The 15,698-nt window shown below is 67.8% G+C and carries 12 protein-coding genes; 6 read left to right on the plus strand and 6 right to left on the minus strand.

Features of this window, described 5'->3' with window-relative positions:
* Positions 1-46: 46 nt before the first annotated feature.
* On the plus strand, positions 47-1,465 hold the full coding sequence (locus tag LQD00_RS08265; RefSeq protein WP_232716680.1) for an RNB domain-containing ribonuclease: 1,419 nt from the start codon (positions 47-49) through the stop codon (positions 1,463-1,465).
* 175 nt (positions 1,466-1,640) lie between these two features.
* On the opposite strand, the gene LQD00_RS08270 is transcribed toward LQD00_RS08265, so the two are convergent.
* The 3 genes from LQD00_RS08270 to panB all read right to left on the minus strand — a co-directional run bounded on the left by LQD00_RS08270 (position 1,641) and on the right by panB (position 5,107).
* A complete protein-coding gene (locus LQD00_RS08270) occupies positions 1,641-3,134 on the minus strand; it encodes a CYTH and CHAD domain-containing protein (RefSeq protein ID WP_232716681.1) in 1,494 nt (497 codons plus the stop codon).
* Between the two features lie 72 nt (positions 3,135-3,206).
* Positions 3,207-4,172: a prolyl aminopeptidase gene (gene pip / locus LQD00_RS08275; RefSeq protein WP_232716682.1), complete on the minus strand. Its 966-nt coding sequence runs from the start codon at positions 4,170-4,172 to the stop codon at positions 3,207-3,209.
* An 80-nt stretch (positions 4,173-4,252) separates the two neighbouring features.
* Positions 4,253-5,107 (minus strand): 3-methyl-2-oxobutanoate hydroxymethyltransferase, encoded by an 855-nt coding sequence (gene panB / locus LQD00_RS08280; protein ID WP_232716683.1) that lies wholly within the window; start codon positions 5,105-5,107, stop codon positions 4,253-4,255.
* Positions 5,108-5,435: 328 nt separating this feature from the next.
* Between panB and glnA (LQD00_RS08285) the strand changes: the two genes are divergently transcribed.
* The 4 genes from glnA (LQD00_RS08285) (at position 5,436) to LQD00_RS08300 (ending at position 11,490) form a co-directional block, all read left to right on the plus strand.
* Entirely contained in the window at positions 5,436-6,776 is a 1,341-nt protein-coding gene (gene glnA, locus LQD00_RS08285) for a type I glutamate--ammonia ligase (protein WP_040536757.1), read from the plus strand.
* Positions 6,777-6,842: 66 nt separating this feature from the next.
* On the plus strand, positions 6,843-9,854 hold the full coding sequence (locus tag LQD00_RS08290; protein WP_232716684.1) for a bifunctional [glutamine synthetase] adenylyltransferase/[glutamine synthetase]-adenylyl-L-tyrosine phosphorylase: 3,012 nt from the start codon (positions 6,843-6,845) through the stop codon (positions 9,852-9,854).
* A 29-nt stretch (positions 9,855-9,883) separates the two neighbouring features.
* Entirely contained in the window at positions 9,884-10,834 is a 951-nt protein-coding gene (locus tag LQD00_RS08295; RefSeq protein ID WP_232716685.1) for an endonuclease/exonuclease/phosphatase family protein, read from the plus strand.
* A complete protein-coding gene (locus LQD00_RS08300) occupies positions 10,831-11,490 on the plus strand; it encodes a biliverdin-producing heme oxygenase (protein ID WP_232716686.1) in 660 nt (219 codons plus the stop codon). The genes LQD00_RS08295 and LQD00_RS08300 overlap by 4 nt, the downstream gene beginning before the upstream one ends.
* Before the next feature lie 22 nt (positions 11,491-11,512).
* Here the strand turns inward: LQD00_RS08300 and LQD00_RS08305 are convergent, their stop codons facing one another.
* Complete coding sequence (locus tag LQD00_RS08305; protein WP_006867855.1) at positions 11,513-11,698, minus strand: hypothetical protein; 186 nt, start codon at positions 11,696-11,698, stop codon at positions 11,513-11,515.
* A gap of 79 nt (positions 11,699-11,777) precedes the next feature.
* Complete coding sequence (locus LQD00_RS08310) at positions 11,778-12,548, minus strand: TetR/AcrR family transcriptional regulator (RefSeq protein WP_232716687.1); 771 nt, start codon at positions 12,546-12,548, stop codon at positions 11,778-11,780.
* Positions 12,549-12,645: 97 nt separating this feature from the next.
* Here LQD00_RS08310 and LQD00_RS08315 point away from each other — a divergent pair, with 97 nt between their 5' ends.
* Entirely contained in the window at positions 12,646-14,175 is a 1,530-nt protein-coding gene (locus LQD00_RS08315) for an MFS transporter (RefSeq protein WP_232716688.1), read from the plus strand.
* Positions 14,176-14,188: 13 nt separating this feature from the next.
* Here the strand turns inward: LQD00_RS08315 and glnA (LQD00_RS08320) are convergent, their stop codons facing one another.
* Positions 14,189-15,622 carry a type I glutamate--ammonia ligase gene (gene glnA, locus LQD00_RS08320; RefSeq protein ID WP_232716689.1) on the minus strand — a complete coding sequence of 478 codons (1,434 nt, stop codon included), beginning with the start codon at positions 15,620-15,622 and terminating at the stop codon, positions 14,189-14,191.
* Positions 15,623-15,698 lie beyond the last annotated feature (76 nt).

Genomic DNA, 15,698 nt, shown 5'->3' on the forward strand with positions numbered 1-15,698 from the left:
CGCGCGCTCCGGCTCGACCGCGCGCACGCGCGCTAGGGTTCGAGGCGTGACGCGCTTCCTCTTCGCCCCCGACATCGACTTCGCCGGTATCCGCGATCAGCTCGGGGTGGACGAGTCCTACGGCGACGACGCACTCCGTGAGGCCCGCGACGCCGTCGACCGACTCGCGGACTCGCGCGAGGACCACACCGACGTCCCGTTCGTCACCATCGACCCACCGACGTCGCGCGATCTCGACCAGGCCGTGCACCTCGCCACCGACGGCGACGGGTTCGTCGTCGACTACGCCATCGCCGACGTCGCGGCCCTGGTGATCCCCGAGGGCGCACTCGATCAGGAGAGCCGACGCCGCGGGTCCACCGTGTACTTCCCGGACGGCTCGGTCCCGCTGCATCCGCGCGAACTGTCGGAGGGGAGCGGATCGCTTCTGCCCGAACAGGTTCGGCCGTGCGTGCTCTGGACGATCCGGGTCGCGGGGGACGGGACGGTCACCGACGTCCGGGTGCGGCGATCGCGGATTCGATCCGTGGCCCGCTTCGACTACGCGGGGGTCAGCGCCGACGCCGAGGCCGGACGCCTGCACCCGTCGATCGCGGCCCTTCCGGCCTTCGGCGAGCTGCGGCAGAACGTGGCGATGGACCGCGGAGCCGTCGAACTCGATCTGCCGGACCAGGAGGTGTCCCGCACCGACGCGGGCTGGCGCCTGGACCTCGAACCCCACACCCCGGCCGACATGTGGAACTCCCAGCTCTCGCTGCTCGCCGGGATGTGCGCGGGCACGATCATGGCCGAGGCGGGCATCGGACTGTTGCGGACGCTGCCGCCCGCCGAGCCCGAGGCGGTCGAGGACCTGCGTGCTGCGGCCAAGGCGCTCGACGTCGAATGGCCCGAGGGTATGGCGGTGGGTCGGTTCCTGGCGGGCCTGCCCGGAGCCCGGCCGAGCACGCTCGCCATCCAGTCGGCCGCGAGCGGACTCATGCGGGGCGCCAACTATCTCGTGCTCGACGGTTCGGACGAAGCACGCGCCATCCCGCACGACAAGAAGCAGCACGCCGCGATCGCCGGTCTCTACGCCCACGTCACCGCACCACTGCGTCGACTCGGCGACCGGTTCGCGACCGAGGTGTGCCTCGCGGCCACCGCGGGCGAGGAGGTGCCCGACTGGGTGATGCGCGCCCTGCCGACCCTCCCGAAGATCCTCCGCTCCGCCGACACCCTCGGCGCCACCGCCGATCGGGCCAGCATCGACCTCGCCGAGGCCGTCATCCTCGGTGACCGCGTCGGTGATCGCTTCGACGCCGTCGTCATGTCGGCCGCCACCGAACGCAAGCCCGCCCAGATCTTCATCGCCGACCCGCCCGTCGTCGCAGGATGCGAGGGAGACCTCCGACCGGGGACCAGGCTCGACGTCGAGCTGGTGACCGCCGACGAGGTGACGCGGAAGGTCGGGTTCCGGCCGGCGTAGACGCGCAAGATCGCTGGTTGGGTTACAGAAGCTCTGGTTTCAGGCCGGCGATCTTCCTGCGTGGCCGTCGGCGACTTCGTTCCGAGGCCGGGTCACCGAGTGGTTTCGACACGGCTCCTCGCTGCGCTCGTCGCCTGCTCAACCAGCGGAGGGGCGCCTGCTCCCAGCGGAGGGACTACAAGTCCTTGGCCGCCTTGCGGTACTCGGCGACCGCGCGGTAGGCGTCGGCTTCGAGGCGGGCGTCGAGCCGGCCGACGATGAACATGTCGGCGGGACCGAGCTTTCCGTCGGTGACGATGGCGGCGAGGTGGGCGCGGTTGATGCGGATGTCGTTGAAGTCGCCGAGAGCGGACTGGATTCTCTTCGCGACGGCACCGACCTCGCGATACTTCTTCTTGTTCAGCGGTTCGGTCGCATCGATGCTGTAGCGCAACCGCTTTGCCCGTTTGCGGATCTTGTGCAGCTGCTCCTGCCACTCGACCGAACCCTCGGTGAGGTCAGCGAGATCGGCCTGGGCCTTGCGGATGTGCTTGCGGCTCTTCGCGATCGCCTTGTCGACGACGACGGTTGCGGGGAGTTCGGCGTCGGGGCCGGGCGGGGGAGAGGCGAGCAGTGCATCGATGGAGTCGAGCAGGGCGAAGTAGCGCTTTGACGACATCGCGGCGTGCGCGGCGCGGATCGCCCGGTCGTGGGTCCGGGACTCGGCGCCGGCGAGGGCGGCGAGCAGCTCGGGGGAGGCGTTCTCGCTGCGGAGCAAGGACTGGTCGAGCTCGAGCTGAACCTCGGAATCGCGTGCGTCGCCGAGGATTCGGGCGAGCAGCTTGAGTTCGGCGCCGATGTGGGCGGTGCGCTCGGCGTCGAGCACCGTGGGGTAGCCCGACAGCACGCTGCGCAACCGGCGGCACGACACCCGCATCTGGTGCACGGCGTCCTCGGCGTCCTCACGCACGAGCGGATCGTAGGCGATCAGGCTGTTGCGGTGCAGTGCGATGTCGGTGATGACGAGCTCGAGTGCGGTGGGCCGCTTGGAGAGCCGGGGTTTGTGGACGGTCGGGGTCGAGCCGATGGCGCGGGCCAGCTTCGATGCACTCGACGCCGAGCGGCCGCCGCCGGCGCGCAAGGCCTTGTCGGCGGCCTTGAGCAACTTGGTGGTGCCGCCGGAGAGGAGTTCGAACTCCCACTCCGCCCACTGCTGGGAGTGTCCGCCCGGCAGCAACGACTGGGCGGTGACGAGGTCCTCGGCGAGTTCGGCGAGCGGCTCGTCGTCGACGCCGAGTAGACGCGTCACCGTGCGAGTGGTGGAGATGACGGCGACGGCGTCCAGCTTGCGGCACCGGGTGAGCGCGAGGACCGGCGTCAGGAGGGCCTCGGGGATCTCACCGTCGGCCGGCGCCTCGTCGAAGCCGACCTGGAGTTCGCGACGCGCACCGGGGATGTCGGTGGGGCGCTTGAGATGCCAGCCCTGATCGGTGCCGCCGGTGCGGCGTCGCATGGTGATCTTGTTGCCGGCGAGGTCGAGGTTCTCCGTGTCGAAGTAGGTGGCGTCGAGCGAGAACGTCTCGGGTTCGGTCGCCGACACGACTCCGGGGAGTGCCCGCAGGTCCGGGGCCACATGGCCGGGGTCCACGTCGAACTTGAGTTCCACCTCGACCTGCTCGGATGCGGCCACCTGATCCTCCTGACGCCGACGACACGGTACAGCTGACCCGAGTCTAGTGACCGCGGGGCCGGCGACTCCTCCTCATTCGGCGAAGCGGTCGGTCGCTTCGATGAGGTGGTGTTTGATGCCGGTCTCGAAAGATGCGTGCCCGGCGTCGTCGACGATGCGGAGATCGGCGGCCGGCCAGGCGCGGTGGAGGTCCCACGCGCTGCGCATCGGGCAGACGACGTCGTAGCGGCCCTGGACGATGACACCGGGGATGTGCGCGATGGCGTCGATGTTGTCGAGCAGCTGACCGTCGTCGAGGAAGCCGTGGTTGACGAAATAGTGGTTCTCGATCGACGCGAAGGCGAGGTCGAAGCGGTGCGCCTCGTCGGGGTCCTGGCCCGAGTCCTCGTCGGGACGGGGGAGCAGGTAGCTGGTGGCCTGCTCCCAGCCGGTCCACGCGCGGGCTGCGGCACGGGCGACGTTGCGGTCGTCGGAGGTCAGCAGCCGGTGATAGGCGGCGACCAGGTCGCCGTCGCGCTCGTCCTCCGGGATCGGCTCGAGGTAGGTCTCCCAGACGTCGGGGAAGATGTGCGCGGCACCGCCGTTGTAGTACCAGTCGATCTCGCTGCGGCGCAGCAGGAAGATGCCGCGCAGCACCAGTTCGGTGACGCGGTCGGGATGCGTCTGCGCATAGGCGAGACCCAGCGTCGAACCCCAGGAGCCGCCGAAGACCTGCCAGCGGTCGATGCCGAGATGGGTACGGAGCTTCTCCATGTCGGCGATGAGGTGCGGCGTGGTGTTGACGCTCAGATCCGCGCCGTCGGCGATGTGCGGACGCGACTGTCCGCAGCCGCGCTGATCGAACAGCACGATCCGGTACTTCGCGGGATCGAAGAAGCGTCGCTGGGCCGGCGACGTGCCGCCGCCCGGACCACCGTGGACGAAGACCACGGGCTTGCCGTCGGGGTTTCCCGACGCCTCCCAGTAGATCTGCTGGCCGTCACCCACATCGAGGTGACCGGACTCGTAGGGCTCGATCTCCGGGTAGAAGTCACGCATAATCATCGAGCCTAGGCGCAACCGGGATTCCGTAGAAGTCGTGGGGATATGGCGCGTCCACAACTTCTACGGATCGCCGCTCAGTAGCTGTGCTCGGGGCCGGGGAAGACGCTGCGACGGACCTCGTCGGCGTACTGCTCGGCGGCCGAACGCAATTCGGAACCCACGTCGGCGAAGCGCTTGACGAACTTCGCGGTCTTGCCGTGGGTGAGGCCGGCCATGTCCTGCCAGACCAGCACCTGGGCGTCGGTCTCGTTGCCTGCACCGATGCCGACGGTCGGGATCGTCAGCTTGCGGGTGATCTGACCGGCCAGCTCGGCGGGGACCATCTCCATGACGACCGAGAAGGCACCGGCCTCCTGGACCGCGATGGCGTCGGCGATGAGCTGGTCGGCACCGTCGCCACGACCCTGGACGCGGAAGCCGCCCAGGCCGTTCACGCTCTGCGGGGTGAACCCGATGTGCGCCATGACCGGGATGCCGGCGGCGGTCAGCGCCGCGATCTGCGGGGCGACGCGCTCGCCGCCCTCGAGCTTGACCGCATGTGCGCCGGTCTCCTTGAAGATCCGGAAGGCGTTTTCCAGGGCGTGCTGCGGCCCGATCTCGTAGCTGCCGAAGGGCATGTCGGCGACGACGAGCGCATGCGGGGCACCGCGCACCACGGCGCGGATCAGCGGGATCATCTCGTCGACGCTCACCGGGATGGTGGTGTCGTAGCCGAGGACGACGTTGGCCGCCGAGTCGCCGACGAGCAGCACCGGGATCTCGGCGGCGTCGAAGATGCGCGCGGTCGAGTAGTCGTAGGCGGTGAGCATCGGCCACTTCTCGCCCTCGGACTTCATCTGGGCGAGGTGGTGGATGCGGGTCACACGACGCTTGGGGGCGTCGGCGGCAGCGGTGGAGGTGGATGCACCATAAACCGAGGATTCGGACATCGTTGTCTCTTTTCTGCCTCGAGTCCCGGCTGGCCCGAAGGGGCGCGGCGGGTACCCGGGTTGAACACGGACAAGCGCCATTGTGTCACCGCGGATATGTTGTGTAACCGGCCCTGGTTATGCAATTGATCACACCGATCCGGGCGTGGAATCGGCACGTTCCGCGACGCGTGTCGAGCGGTGGTCGCATCCTGGCTGCTCGGGGCCTTCCCAGCGCCGGCAATTTTGTGTCCCAAATTATGGGACGACCTCGGTAAACCTGCAGGACAGCGAGTTGGTGTTATGCGTGTAACACGGATTTAACAGCCGACTTCTAATGTCGGCGACCATGGATCGCCAAAAGGAATTCGTGCTGCGGACCCTCGAAGAGCGCGACATCCGTTTCGTTCGACTGTGGTTCACCGACGTACTCGGTTATCTGAAGTCCGTGGCGATCGCGCCGGCCGAACTCGAGGGTGCCTTCTCCGAGGGCATCGGCTTCGACGGCTCGGCCATCGAGGGCTTCTCCCGTGTGTCGGAGGCGGACACCGTCGCCAAGCCCGACCCGTCGACCTTCCAGATCCTGCCGTGGACCACCTCGGCCGGCCGCCACCACTCGGCTCGTATGTTCTGCGACATCGCGATGCCCGACGGCACCCCGAGCTGGGCCGATTCGCGCCACGTGCTGCGTCGCCAGCTCAACAAGGCCGCCGACCTCGGCTTCAGTTGCTACGTGCACCCCGAGATCGAGTTCTTCCTCCTCAAGGACTCGCCGCTCGACGGTTCGGTGCCGACCCCGGCCGACACCGGCGGCTACTTCGACCAGGCCGTCCACGACGCCGCGCCCAACTTCCGTCGCCACGCCATCGAGGCCCTCGAGTCGATGGGCATCTCCGTCGAGTTCTCCCACCACGAGGGCGCGCCGGGCCAGCAGGAGATCGACCTCCGCTACGCCGACGCACTGTCGATGGCCGACAACGTGATGACCTTCCGCTACCTCATCAAGGAGGTGGCAATCAACGAGGGCGTGTGGGCGACCTTCATGCCGAAGCCGTTCAGCGAGCATCCCGGTTCGGCGATGCACACCCACATGAGCCTGTTCGAGGGCGACATCAACGCCTTCCACAACCCCGACGACCCGATGCAGCTGTCGGCCACCGGCAAGAAGTTCATCGCCGGCATCCTGCACCACGCGTCGGAGATCAGCGCCGTCACCAACCAGTGGGTCAACAGCTACAAGCGTCTCATCCACGGTGGTGAGGCCCCCACCGCCGCGACCTGGGGCGGCGCCAACCGGTCCGCGCTCATCCGCCTGCCGCTCTACACGCCCAACAAGGCGTCGTCGCGTCGCATCGAGGTGCGCAGCCCGGACTCGGCCTGCAACCCGTACCTGACCTTCGCGGTCCTGCTGGCCGCCGGCCTGAAGGGCATCGAGGAGGGTTACGAACTCCCCGACGAGGCCGAGGACGATGTCTGGGCCCTCACGACGGCCGAGCGTCGGGCGATGGGGTACCAGGAACTGCCCGGCAGCCTGGCGGACGCGCTCACGAAGATGGAGAACTCGGAGCTGGTCGCGGAAGCCCTCGGCGAGCACGTCTTCGACTACTTCCTGCGCAACAAGTGGAGTGAGTGGACGGGCTACCGCAGCATGGTCACCCCCTACGAGCTGAAGAACTACCTGCCGCTGTAAGGGGTCGGTTCCGGTTGTTCGGGACCGCGATGTCGTCTTCGGTGGTCGGGCCGCTATTTTTGTGATGTGACACGACGACCGGGACGCAGCGCGGTACCCAGTGCAGGACGGTTGGGTCTGCTCGACACCTCCGCGCCGCAGAATCTCGCCGAACTCGGCTGGAACACGCCCGAGTCCGTCGACGTGCTGTGGGCGCTGTCGCGGGCACCCGACGCCGACCTCGCTCTCCGCACGCTTGTCCGCCTGCGCGGCGCCGTCGAGGACGAGTGGTCCGAGATCGACGCGACGCTGCGCACGAACAAGTCGTTCCGAGGGCGTCTGTTCGGCGTCATCGGCTCTTCCGACGCCCTGGCCGACCATCTCGTCGCCGAGCCTTCGACGTGGCGTCTGCTGCTCGCCGAGGAGCTGCCCGACCGCGACGAGGTCGACCGCCGGATGCTCGAATCGGTCGGCGCCGAAGCCGTGCCGGGCGAGGTCGAGAAGGGCAACCGCGTCTACCGCGCAAAGCTCACCGGGCCGAAGTCCGTGGTCGCGCTCCGGCTGGCGTACCGCAACCTGATCCTGCAGCTGGCCGCGCACGACGTCGCCTCCACGGTCGAGGACGAACCGGTGATGTGGCTCCCGGAGGTTGGCGCCTACCTGTCCGACCTCGCCGACGCCGCGCTGACCGCGGCGCTCGCCGTCGCCTTCACCGAGGTGTGCGGCGACGATCCGATCCCGGTCCGTATCGCCGTCATCGCAATGGGCAAATGCGGTGCGCGCGAATTGAACTACGTGAGCGACGTGGACGTCATCTTCGTCAGCGATCCGGCCGACGGTGTCGCCTCCCGGATCGCCGGCGAGATGATGCGGATCGGTTCGCTGGCCTTCTTCGAGGTCGACGCCGCGCTGCGCCCGGAGGGCAAGTCGGGCGCACTGACCCGCACATTGGATTCCCATGTGGCGTACTACGAGCGGTGGGCCAAGACCTGGGAGTTCCAGGCGCTGCTGAAGTCCCGTGCGATGACCGGCGACATGGAACTGGCGAACGAGTACATCGCGGCGGTCAAGCCGATGGTGTGGAAGGCCGCCGAGCGTCCCGACTTCGTGCCCGAGGTGCAGAAGATGCGGCGCCGCGTCGAATCGCTGGTCCCGGAAGGGGAGCGCGACCGCAATCTCAAACTGGGACAGGGAAGTCTGCGCGACGTCGAGTTCGCGGTCCAGCTGCTGCAGATGGTCCACGGCCGCGTCGACGAGGAACTCCGGGTGATGCCGACGGTCGATGCCCTGGCGGCGCTGACCGCGGGTGGTTACGTCGGACGCGACGACGGCGCGAATCTCAGTGCGTCGTATCAGTTCCTGCGGCTGCTCGAACATCGGCTGCAGCTGCAGAGGATGAAGCGGACGCACCTGTTGCCGAAGCCCGACGACACCGAGGGGCTGCGCTGGCTGGCGCGGGCGGCCCACATCCGTCGTGAGGGTGAGCTCGACGCGACCGGGGTGCTGCGCGAACAGATCCGGCATCAGACCCTCCGTGTCCGGCGGCTGCACCAGAAGCTGTTCTACCGTCCGCTGCTCGAGGCGGTCACCCGTTTCAAGCCCGACGAGCTGACGCTGAGTGACGAGTCGGCCGAGAGGCGCCTGGCCGCACTGGGGTACGCCATGCCCGACCGCGCGCTCAGTCACATCCGAGCGTTGTCGAACGCCCCCGGGCGCCGCGGTCAGATCCAGCTGCTGATCCTCCCGCAGTTGCTCGAACACATCGGTGACACACCGGATCCCGACGCCGGTCTGCTCAACTACCGCCGGTTGTGCGAGGCGCTCGAGGACAAGGACTGGTTCCTACGACTGCTCCGCGACGACGGGGTGGTCGCCGAGCGCCTGATGAAGGTGCTCGGCACCTCGGAGTTCATCGCGAACATGCTCATGCGTTCGCCCGAGGTGATCCACCAGTACTCCGACGGTCCCGACGGGCCGAAGCTGTGCGCCATCCGGCCCGAGGACGTGGCCAAGGGCCTCATCGCCTCGACCGTGCGTCAGGAGGACATGAAACGGGCTGTCGCCGTGGCTCGTTCGCACCGTCGTGCGGAGCTCGTCCGCGTCGCGTCGGCCGACGTGCTCGGTCTCATGGACGTACCGACCGTGTGCAAGGCGCTGTCGAGCGTGTGGGCCGCGGTCCTCAACGCCGCACTGACGGTGGCGATCAACATCTCCGAACGGGATCGCGGGAAGCCTGCGCCTGCACGCATTGCCGTGATCGGCATGGGCCGGCTCGGTGGTGGGGAGCTCGGGTACGGGTCGGACGCCGACGTGCTGTTCGTGTGCCAGCCTGACCGTGAGGCCGACGAATCCGAGGCCGTCCGGTGGTCACAGACCATCGCCGAGACCGTCCGTTCGGCGCTCGGCAGCCCGAGCGCCGATCCGCCGCTCGAGGTCGACACCGGACTGCGTCCGGAGGGGCGCAACGGCCCGGTTGTGCGCACCCTGGCCGCCTATTCCGCCTACTACGCCCAGTGGGCGCAGGCGTGGGAGGTGCAGGCGCTGCTGCGTGCGCACCAGGTCGCCGGCGACGAGGCTCTCGGTATCGACTTCCTGCACATGATCGACCACGTGCGCTACCCGGTCGGCGGGGTCAGCAACGAGGCGGTCAAGGAGATCCGGCGCATCAAGGCCCGCGTCGACGCCGAGCGGCTGCCGCGTGGGGCCGATCCGGCCACACACACGAAGCTGGGCCGCGGCGGACTCGCCGACATCGAGTGGACGGTGCAGCTGCTGCAGCTGCGCTACGCCCACCGCTACCGGAGTCTCCACAACACCTCGACGCTGGAATCGCTCGATGCGATAGGCGCCGCGGAGTTGTTGTCGGAGAACGACGTCGCGCTGCTCAAGAACGCCTGGATCACCGCGACCAAGGCGCGCAACGCGCTGGTCCTGGTGCGCGGCAAGCCGGTCGATCAGCTGCCGGGCCCGGGGAAGCAGTTGCGGCAGATCGCCTACGCGGCGGGCTGGCCGGAGGACCAGGCCGCGGACTTCCTGGAGAATTACCTGCGGGTGACGCGCCGGGCGAAGGCCGTGGTGCTCAAGGTCTTCGGCGCGTAGTCGCGCTGCTGCCGTACGGGGGGGGACAAGTGAAGAGGTTTCTGTGGGTGTCGGCGTACATCCTCGGCTGGGCGATGCTGGCCGGGGTGGTGCTGGCGGTGTGGCTGCACTTCTATCCCTCGCGGGGGAACGTCGCGCTGTATCTGACGAGCGGGGTGGCCTTCGCGCTCGTCCCGGCGCTCGTCGCCATCGCGATCTTCGCCGCGTTGCGCCGCTGGTTCATGCTGGCGATCGCGCTCGTCGGCTCCGGTGTGCTGGCCTACACCCAGGTCCCGCTGGTGATCCCGGCAAGCGCCCCGCAGGGCGAGGAGTTCACCGTCGTGTCCGCCAATCTGCTCTTCGGCGGCGGTGACGTCGGCGCGCTGGAGGACATCGTGGCGCAGGCGGATCCCGACATGCTCTCCCTGCAGGAGGTGACTCCCGAAGCGCTGCAACGAATCCGCGGCGGCGAGATCGCACGTCTTCTGCCGAACGAGTTCGCCATACCGTATTCGTACGCGGCGGGGACTGCGTTGTTCACGAAGGCGACCCTGTCGGATCGGTTCAACATCCCCGACACCATCCTCCACAACCTGCAGGCGCGCACCGACCTGCCCGGTGCACCCGGTACGCACGTGCTGGCCATTCACCCGGCCGCGCCGCTGTGGGGGGAGAAGGACGGCTGGTTCCATGACATGGGCATCCTGGCCGACCACTTCGCGAATCTGCCCGCGGGCAGGGTGATCGCGATCGGCGACTTCAACTCCACCTGGAACCACGCGACCTACCGCAAGCTGCTGACCAACGGGCTCGTCGACGGTACGGACGTGGCGGGCGCGGGTTTCCTGCCGACGTATCCGACGGACAAGAGGATCGGCAACCGTCCGCTCGTCGCCATCGATCGGGTCATCCTGCGCGGATTCGTGGCCACCTCGATGGACAGTCACCACCTGCCAGGTTCCGATCACCGGGCGCTGGTGGTATCACTGATTGCATCATGAGCGCCAGCATCTCCGGTCCCGACACCGCGGGCCCCAGCATTTCCCAACGCCTCCGCGAGGCGACCGCCGCCGCGCACCAGCGCGCCGAGACGGCCCCCTTCATCGACGATCTGATGTCGGGTCGTCTCGACAGCGGCGAGTACCAGAGGCTGGCTGTACAGCTCTACTTCGTCTACGAAGCCCTCGAGGCCGTCGGCGACGAGCTCGCCGACGATCCGATCGCCGGTGCCGTGATCGACGACAAGTTGCGTCGGCTCCCCAGGCTCGGTGCCGATCTGGCGTCGTTCGGCGTCGACCCGAGTGCGTTCGCGCCGCTGCCGGCCGTCGCGCGGTACGTCGAGGCCATCGAGGCCACACGAGATGACCCGGCTCGCTATGTGGCACACCACTACACGCGATACCTCGGCGACCTGAGCGGGGGACAGGTCGTGGCCCATCGCATGCGTGAGCACTACGGCGTCGACGCTTCGGCGCTGAGTTTCTACACGTTCGACGAGATCGAGAAGCTCAAGCGCTACAAGGATTCCTATCGCGCACGGCTCGACGCCCTGCCGCTCGACGCCGCTGCGGTGGAACGGCTCGTCGACGAAGCGATTGCCGCATTCGGCCACAACCAAGCGGTCTTCGGCGATCTCGATTCGGCCAGCGCCGCCTGAGAGCGGCAATACCTGTTGGGGTTCAGTTCACCTGGAGCTTGACGGTGCGGTCCAGCACGACCTCGTGGAGGCCGTCGTTGCCCTTGACCAGTTCGATGCGCAACTGATTGTTGTCGAGTCGGCTGGTGGTGCGAACCACGCGCGGGGTGCCCTCGAGGCTGATGCGGTCACCGGGGACAAGGTCTTCGACATACACATCTCTGGTCATGCGACCAAACTAAGGCCGTACCTTGTGGTTTGGCAGAGTAAGAAGTCACATTTGTGCGGTAGATCACAGCACCGTCCGTTCAGGTCCTCGCAATGAGACGTTCGACTCCGTCGAGTATCACCGTCAGACCGAAATCCAGTTCCGCGGAGAAGAAGTCGTCGGAGTTCTGCATCGCGGGGTCGGCGAACGCCGCCGCGAGATGCGGAAGTACTTCAGGCCGGGCGTATTCGGTCACCAGGCGCTCATAGGAGTCCTCGACGGCCCCGGTGGTGCCCGGGGCGCCGAGCATGCCCATCTGGCTCGCCTGGCGCACATGGTGGCGGACGAAGCCGTCGACGACGAGCAGTGCGCTGAGCTTCTGCTGCCCGGTCAGTCCGGTGTCCTCGAAGGCGCGCACACCGGCGTCGGACCACGACAGGACATTGGGGCCGACCGGCGGTCGTCGTAGGGGAATGGTCGCCAGCCACGGGCGCCGGCGCACGACGTCGGCGGCCGTCAGTGCCCACCCGGTGAGCCGCTCCCGCCAGGTCCCGGTGGCCGTCACGTCGGCGTCGAAGGGGCCGAAGCCGGTGTCGATCATGACCTCGAGCAGATCGTCTTTGCTGTCGACGTACCGGTACAGCGACATCGTCGTCAGGCCCAGACCGTTCGCGACCGCCTTCATCGACACCGCGTCCACGCCGTGCTGGTCGGCGATCTCGGCGGCCATCTCGCCGATGTCCCGGATGGCCAGGGTGGGGCGGGGGCCGCGCCGGGGCGTCGGGTCGTCGCGGCCCCACAGCAGGTCGAGATAGCGGGGGAACGGGCGCGCCGGTTCGGTCCCAGGGGTGGAGTGGCGGGGGTCGGGCATGGGCTCATCGTACTTTCTGCTTGTGGCATACACAGTTAGGACCTACGATCTGCGTACTACATAAACAGTCTATGTTGCATACAGAAAGCTGACGCTCATGCCGACTCGATCCCCGTGGTTCGCCCTGATCGCACTCTGTCTACCGATGCTCATCGTCTCGATGGACGTCTCCGTCCTGTTCTTCGCGGTGCCCTACATCGCCGCCGACCTCGGGCCCACGCCCGAACAGCAACTCTGGATCTTCGACGTCTACGGGTTCGTGCTGGCGGGTCTGTTGCTCACGATGGGATCGGTCGCCGACCGCGTCGGGCATCGGCGTCTGCTGATGATCGGCGCGGCCGGCTTCGGTGTGGCGTCGCTGGTCGCGGCATTCGCGTCGTCGGCGGAGATGCTGATCGGTGCCCGGGCGCTGCTCGCGGTGGCGGGCGCGACCCTCATGCCGTCGACCCTCGCGATGATCCGCCACGTCTTCGTCGACGCCGGGCAGCGTGCCAAGGCCATCGCGGCCTGGAACGCGGTACTCGCCGGCGGTGTCGCCGTCGGGCCGGTCATCAGCGGCCTGCTGCTCGAACACTTCTGGTGGGGGTCGGTCTTCCTGATCAACGTGCCGATCATGGCTGCCCTGCTCGTTGCCGCACCGCTGCTGCTGCCCGGCGACACCGCCACCCCGTCGCGGCGCATCGACGTCCTCAGTGCGGCATTGGCGCTGGCGGCCGTGCTGCCGGCGGTCGCGTCGATCAAGAACCTCGCCGCCGACGGCGTCACCCCTGGGCGTCTCGCGGTCCTCGGTGCCGGCGTGCTGGCGGGGGTGCTCTTCGTTCTCCGTCAGCGCCGGATCGACGAACCGATGGTCGACGTCGGACTGCTCGCCGAGCGCCGGTTCGGCGGCTCGATGTGGATGAACCTGATCTGCATGTTCGCCCTCCTGGGCAACGCCATCCTGATGACGCAGTATCTGCAGTCGGTACTGGGGTACTCACCGCTGCGCGCCGCCCTGTGGAGCCTGCTGCCGTCGGTTGCCGTGGCCGCGGTCGCACCGGCGGCGGCCGTGTTCGCGCAACGGGTCGGCCGGCAGGCGGTGATCGTCGCCGGACTCGTGACGGGTGCGGTCGGGTTCGTGGTCCTCGCGACCTGCACGGGGACCGACTCGATACTCCCGATCATGGTCGGGGCGTCGGTGTTGGCCGCCGGGATCGTCGCGACGACGTCGATGATCGCCGACTATGTGGTCGGTATCGCCCCGGCCGAGCGGGCGGGCGCGACCTCGGGGCTGCTGGAGACCTCGAGCGAGTTCGGTGGCGCGCTCGGCATCGCGATCCTGGGCAGCGTCGTCAACGCCGTGTTCCGAACCTCGTTCCCCTCCGGGCTGGCCGAGGGGGAGGCCTCACGGAGCCTCGCGGGTGCGGTCGCGACGGTGCGGCACCTCCCCGGCGATCAGGGTGCCGCGGTGCTCGACGCCGCCCGGCACGCTTTCGTCGACGGACTCGTCGTCGCCGCATGGACGGGTGCCGGCGTCCTCGTCGTCTCGGCTGCGCTGGCGGTGTGGATGCTCCGGGGCGAGGAGCCTGCAGAAGCCCCCGCAGACGACGAACGCCCCGTCCGCGAGAACGCGGACGGGGCGTCGTAGTCGAGTGCTGGGATCAGCAGTCGTAGTAGAGCGAGAACTCGTACGGGTGCGGACGGATCTGCACCGGCTCGATCTCGTTCTCACGCTTCAGCGCGATCCAGGTCTCGATGAGGTCCTCGGTGAACACGCCACCGGCGGTGAGGTACTCGTGATCCTCTTCGAGGCGGTCGATGACAGCGGCGAGCGAGGTCGGCGCCTGCGGGATCGACTTGGCCTCCTCCGGCGGGAGCTCGTAGAGGTCCTTGTCGACCGGCTCGTGCGGCTCGATCTTGTTCTTGATGCCGTCCAGGCCGGCCATCATCATGGCCGCGAACGCCAGGTACGGGTTGCCCGAGCTGTCCGGGCAACGGAACTCGAGGCGCTTGGCCTTCGGGTTGTTGCCGGTGATCGGGATACGCACACAGGCCGAACGGTTGCGCTGGCTGTAGACCAGGTTGATCGGGGCCTCGTAGCCCGGGACCAGACGCTTGTAGGAGTTGACCGTCGGGTTGGTGAACGCCAGCAGCGACGGGGCGTGGTGCAGGATGCCGCCGATGTAGTAGCGAGCCAGATCCGACAGGCCTGCGTAGCCGGCCTCGTCGTGGAACAGCGGCTTGCCGTCCTTCCACAGCGACTGGTGGGCGTGCATGCCCGAGCCGTTGTCACCGAAGAGCGGCTTCGGCATGAAGGTGACGGACTTGTTGTTCTGCCATGCGGTGTTCTTGATGATGTACTTGAACAGCTGCACGTCATCGGCCGCGTGGAGCAGCGTGTTGAACTTGTAGTTGATCTCCGCCTGGCCCGCGGTGCCGACCTCGTGGTGGCCGCGCTCGAGCTCGAAGCCCGAGTTGGTCAGGTTGGTCGACATCTCGTCGCGCAGGTCGACGTAGTGGTCGTACGGAGCAACCGGGAAGTAACCACCCTTGGGGCGGACCTTGTAGCCCAGGTTGGGGCTGCCGTCGGGATCGGTCGGCGCGGCGGTGTTCCACCAGCCCGACTCCGACTCGATCTCGTAGAAGGTGCCGTTCATCTCCGAGCCGAAGGACACCGAGTCGAAGATGTAGAACTCGGCCTCTGCGCCGAAGAAGCAGGTGTCGGCGATGCCGGTCGAGGCCAGGTAGTCCTCGGCCTTGCGCGCGACGTTACGCGGGTCGCGGCTGTAGGCCTCGCGGGTGAACGGGTCGTGGACGAAGAAGCTGATGTTCATCGTCTTCGCCTTGCGGAAAGGATCGATCCGCGCGGTGGCCGGGTCGGGCAGCAGCATCATGTCCGACTCGTTGATCGACTGGAAGCCGCGCACCGACGAACCGTCGAATGCCAGACCGTCCTCGAACACGCTCTCGTCGAACGCCGAAGCGGGGATCGAGAAGTGCTGCATGACACCGGGCAGGTCGCAGAATCGGATGTCGACGTACTCGACACCTTCCTTCTTGATGCCCTCGAGTAGTTCTTCTTTACTGCTGTACACCGTGCGGTGACTCCTTCGTGATCGGGTGGTCAGTGGTACTGACACGCCACACACATCCGCCACCGAGAAACAGCAG

This window comes from Gordonia metallireducens (assembly GCF_021245825.1).
Lineage (GTDB): Bacteria > Actinomycetota > Actinomycetes > Mycobacteriales > Mycobacteriaceae > Gordonia > Gordonia namibiensis.

Coding starts and splice junctions, on each gene's coding strand:
- pip (WP_232716682.1), bottom strand. CDS start 4,172: ATGCGTGACTTCTACCCGGAGATCGAGCCCTACGAGTCCGGTCACCTC.
- panB (WP_232716683.1), bottom strand. CDS start 5,107: ATGTCCGAATCCTCGGTTTATGGTGCATCCACCTCCACCGCTGCCGCC.
- glnA (WP_040536757.1), top strand. CDS start 5,436: ATGGATCGCCAAAAGGAATTCGTGCTGCGGACCCTCGAAGAGCGCGAC.
- LQD00_RS08300 (WP_232716686.1), top strand. CDS start 10,831: ATGAGCGCCAGCATCTCCGGTCCCGACACCGCGGGCCCCAGCATTTCC.
- LQD00_RS08305 (WP_006867855.1), bottom strand. CDS start 11,698: ATGACCAGAGATGTGTATGTCGAAGACCTTGTCCCCGGTGACCGCATC.
- LQD00_RS08310 (WP_232716687.1), bottom strand. CDS start 12,548: ATGCCCGACCCCCGCCACTCCACCCCTGGGACCGAACCGGCGCGCCCG.
- LQD00_RS08315 (WP_232716688.1), top strand. CDS start 12,646: ATGCCGACTCGATCCCCGTGGTTCGCCCTGATCGCACTCTGTCTACCG.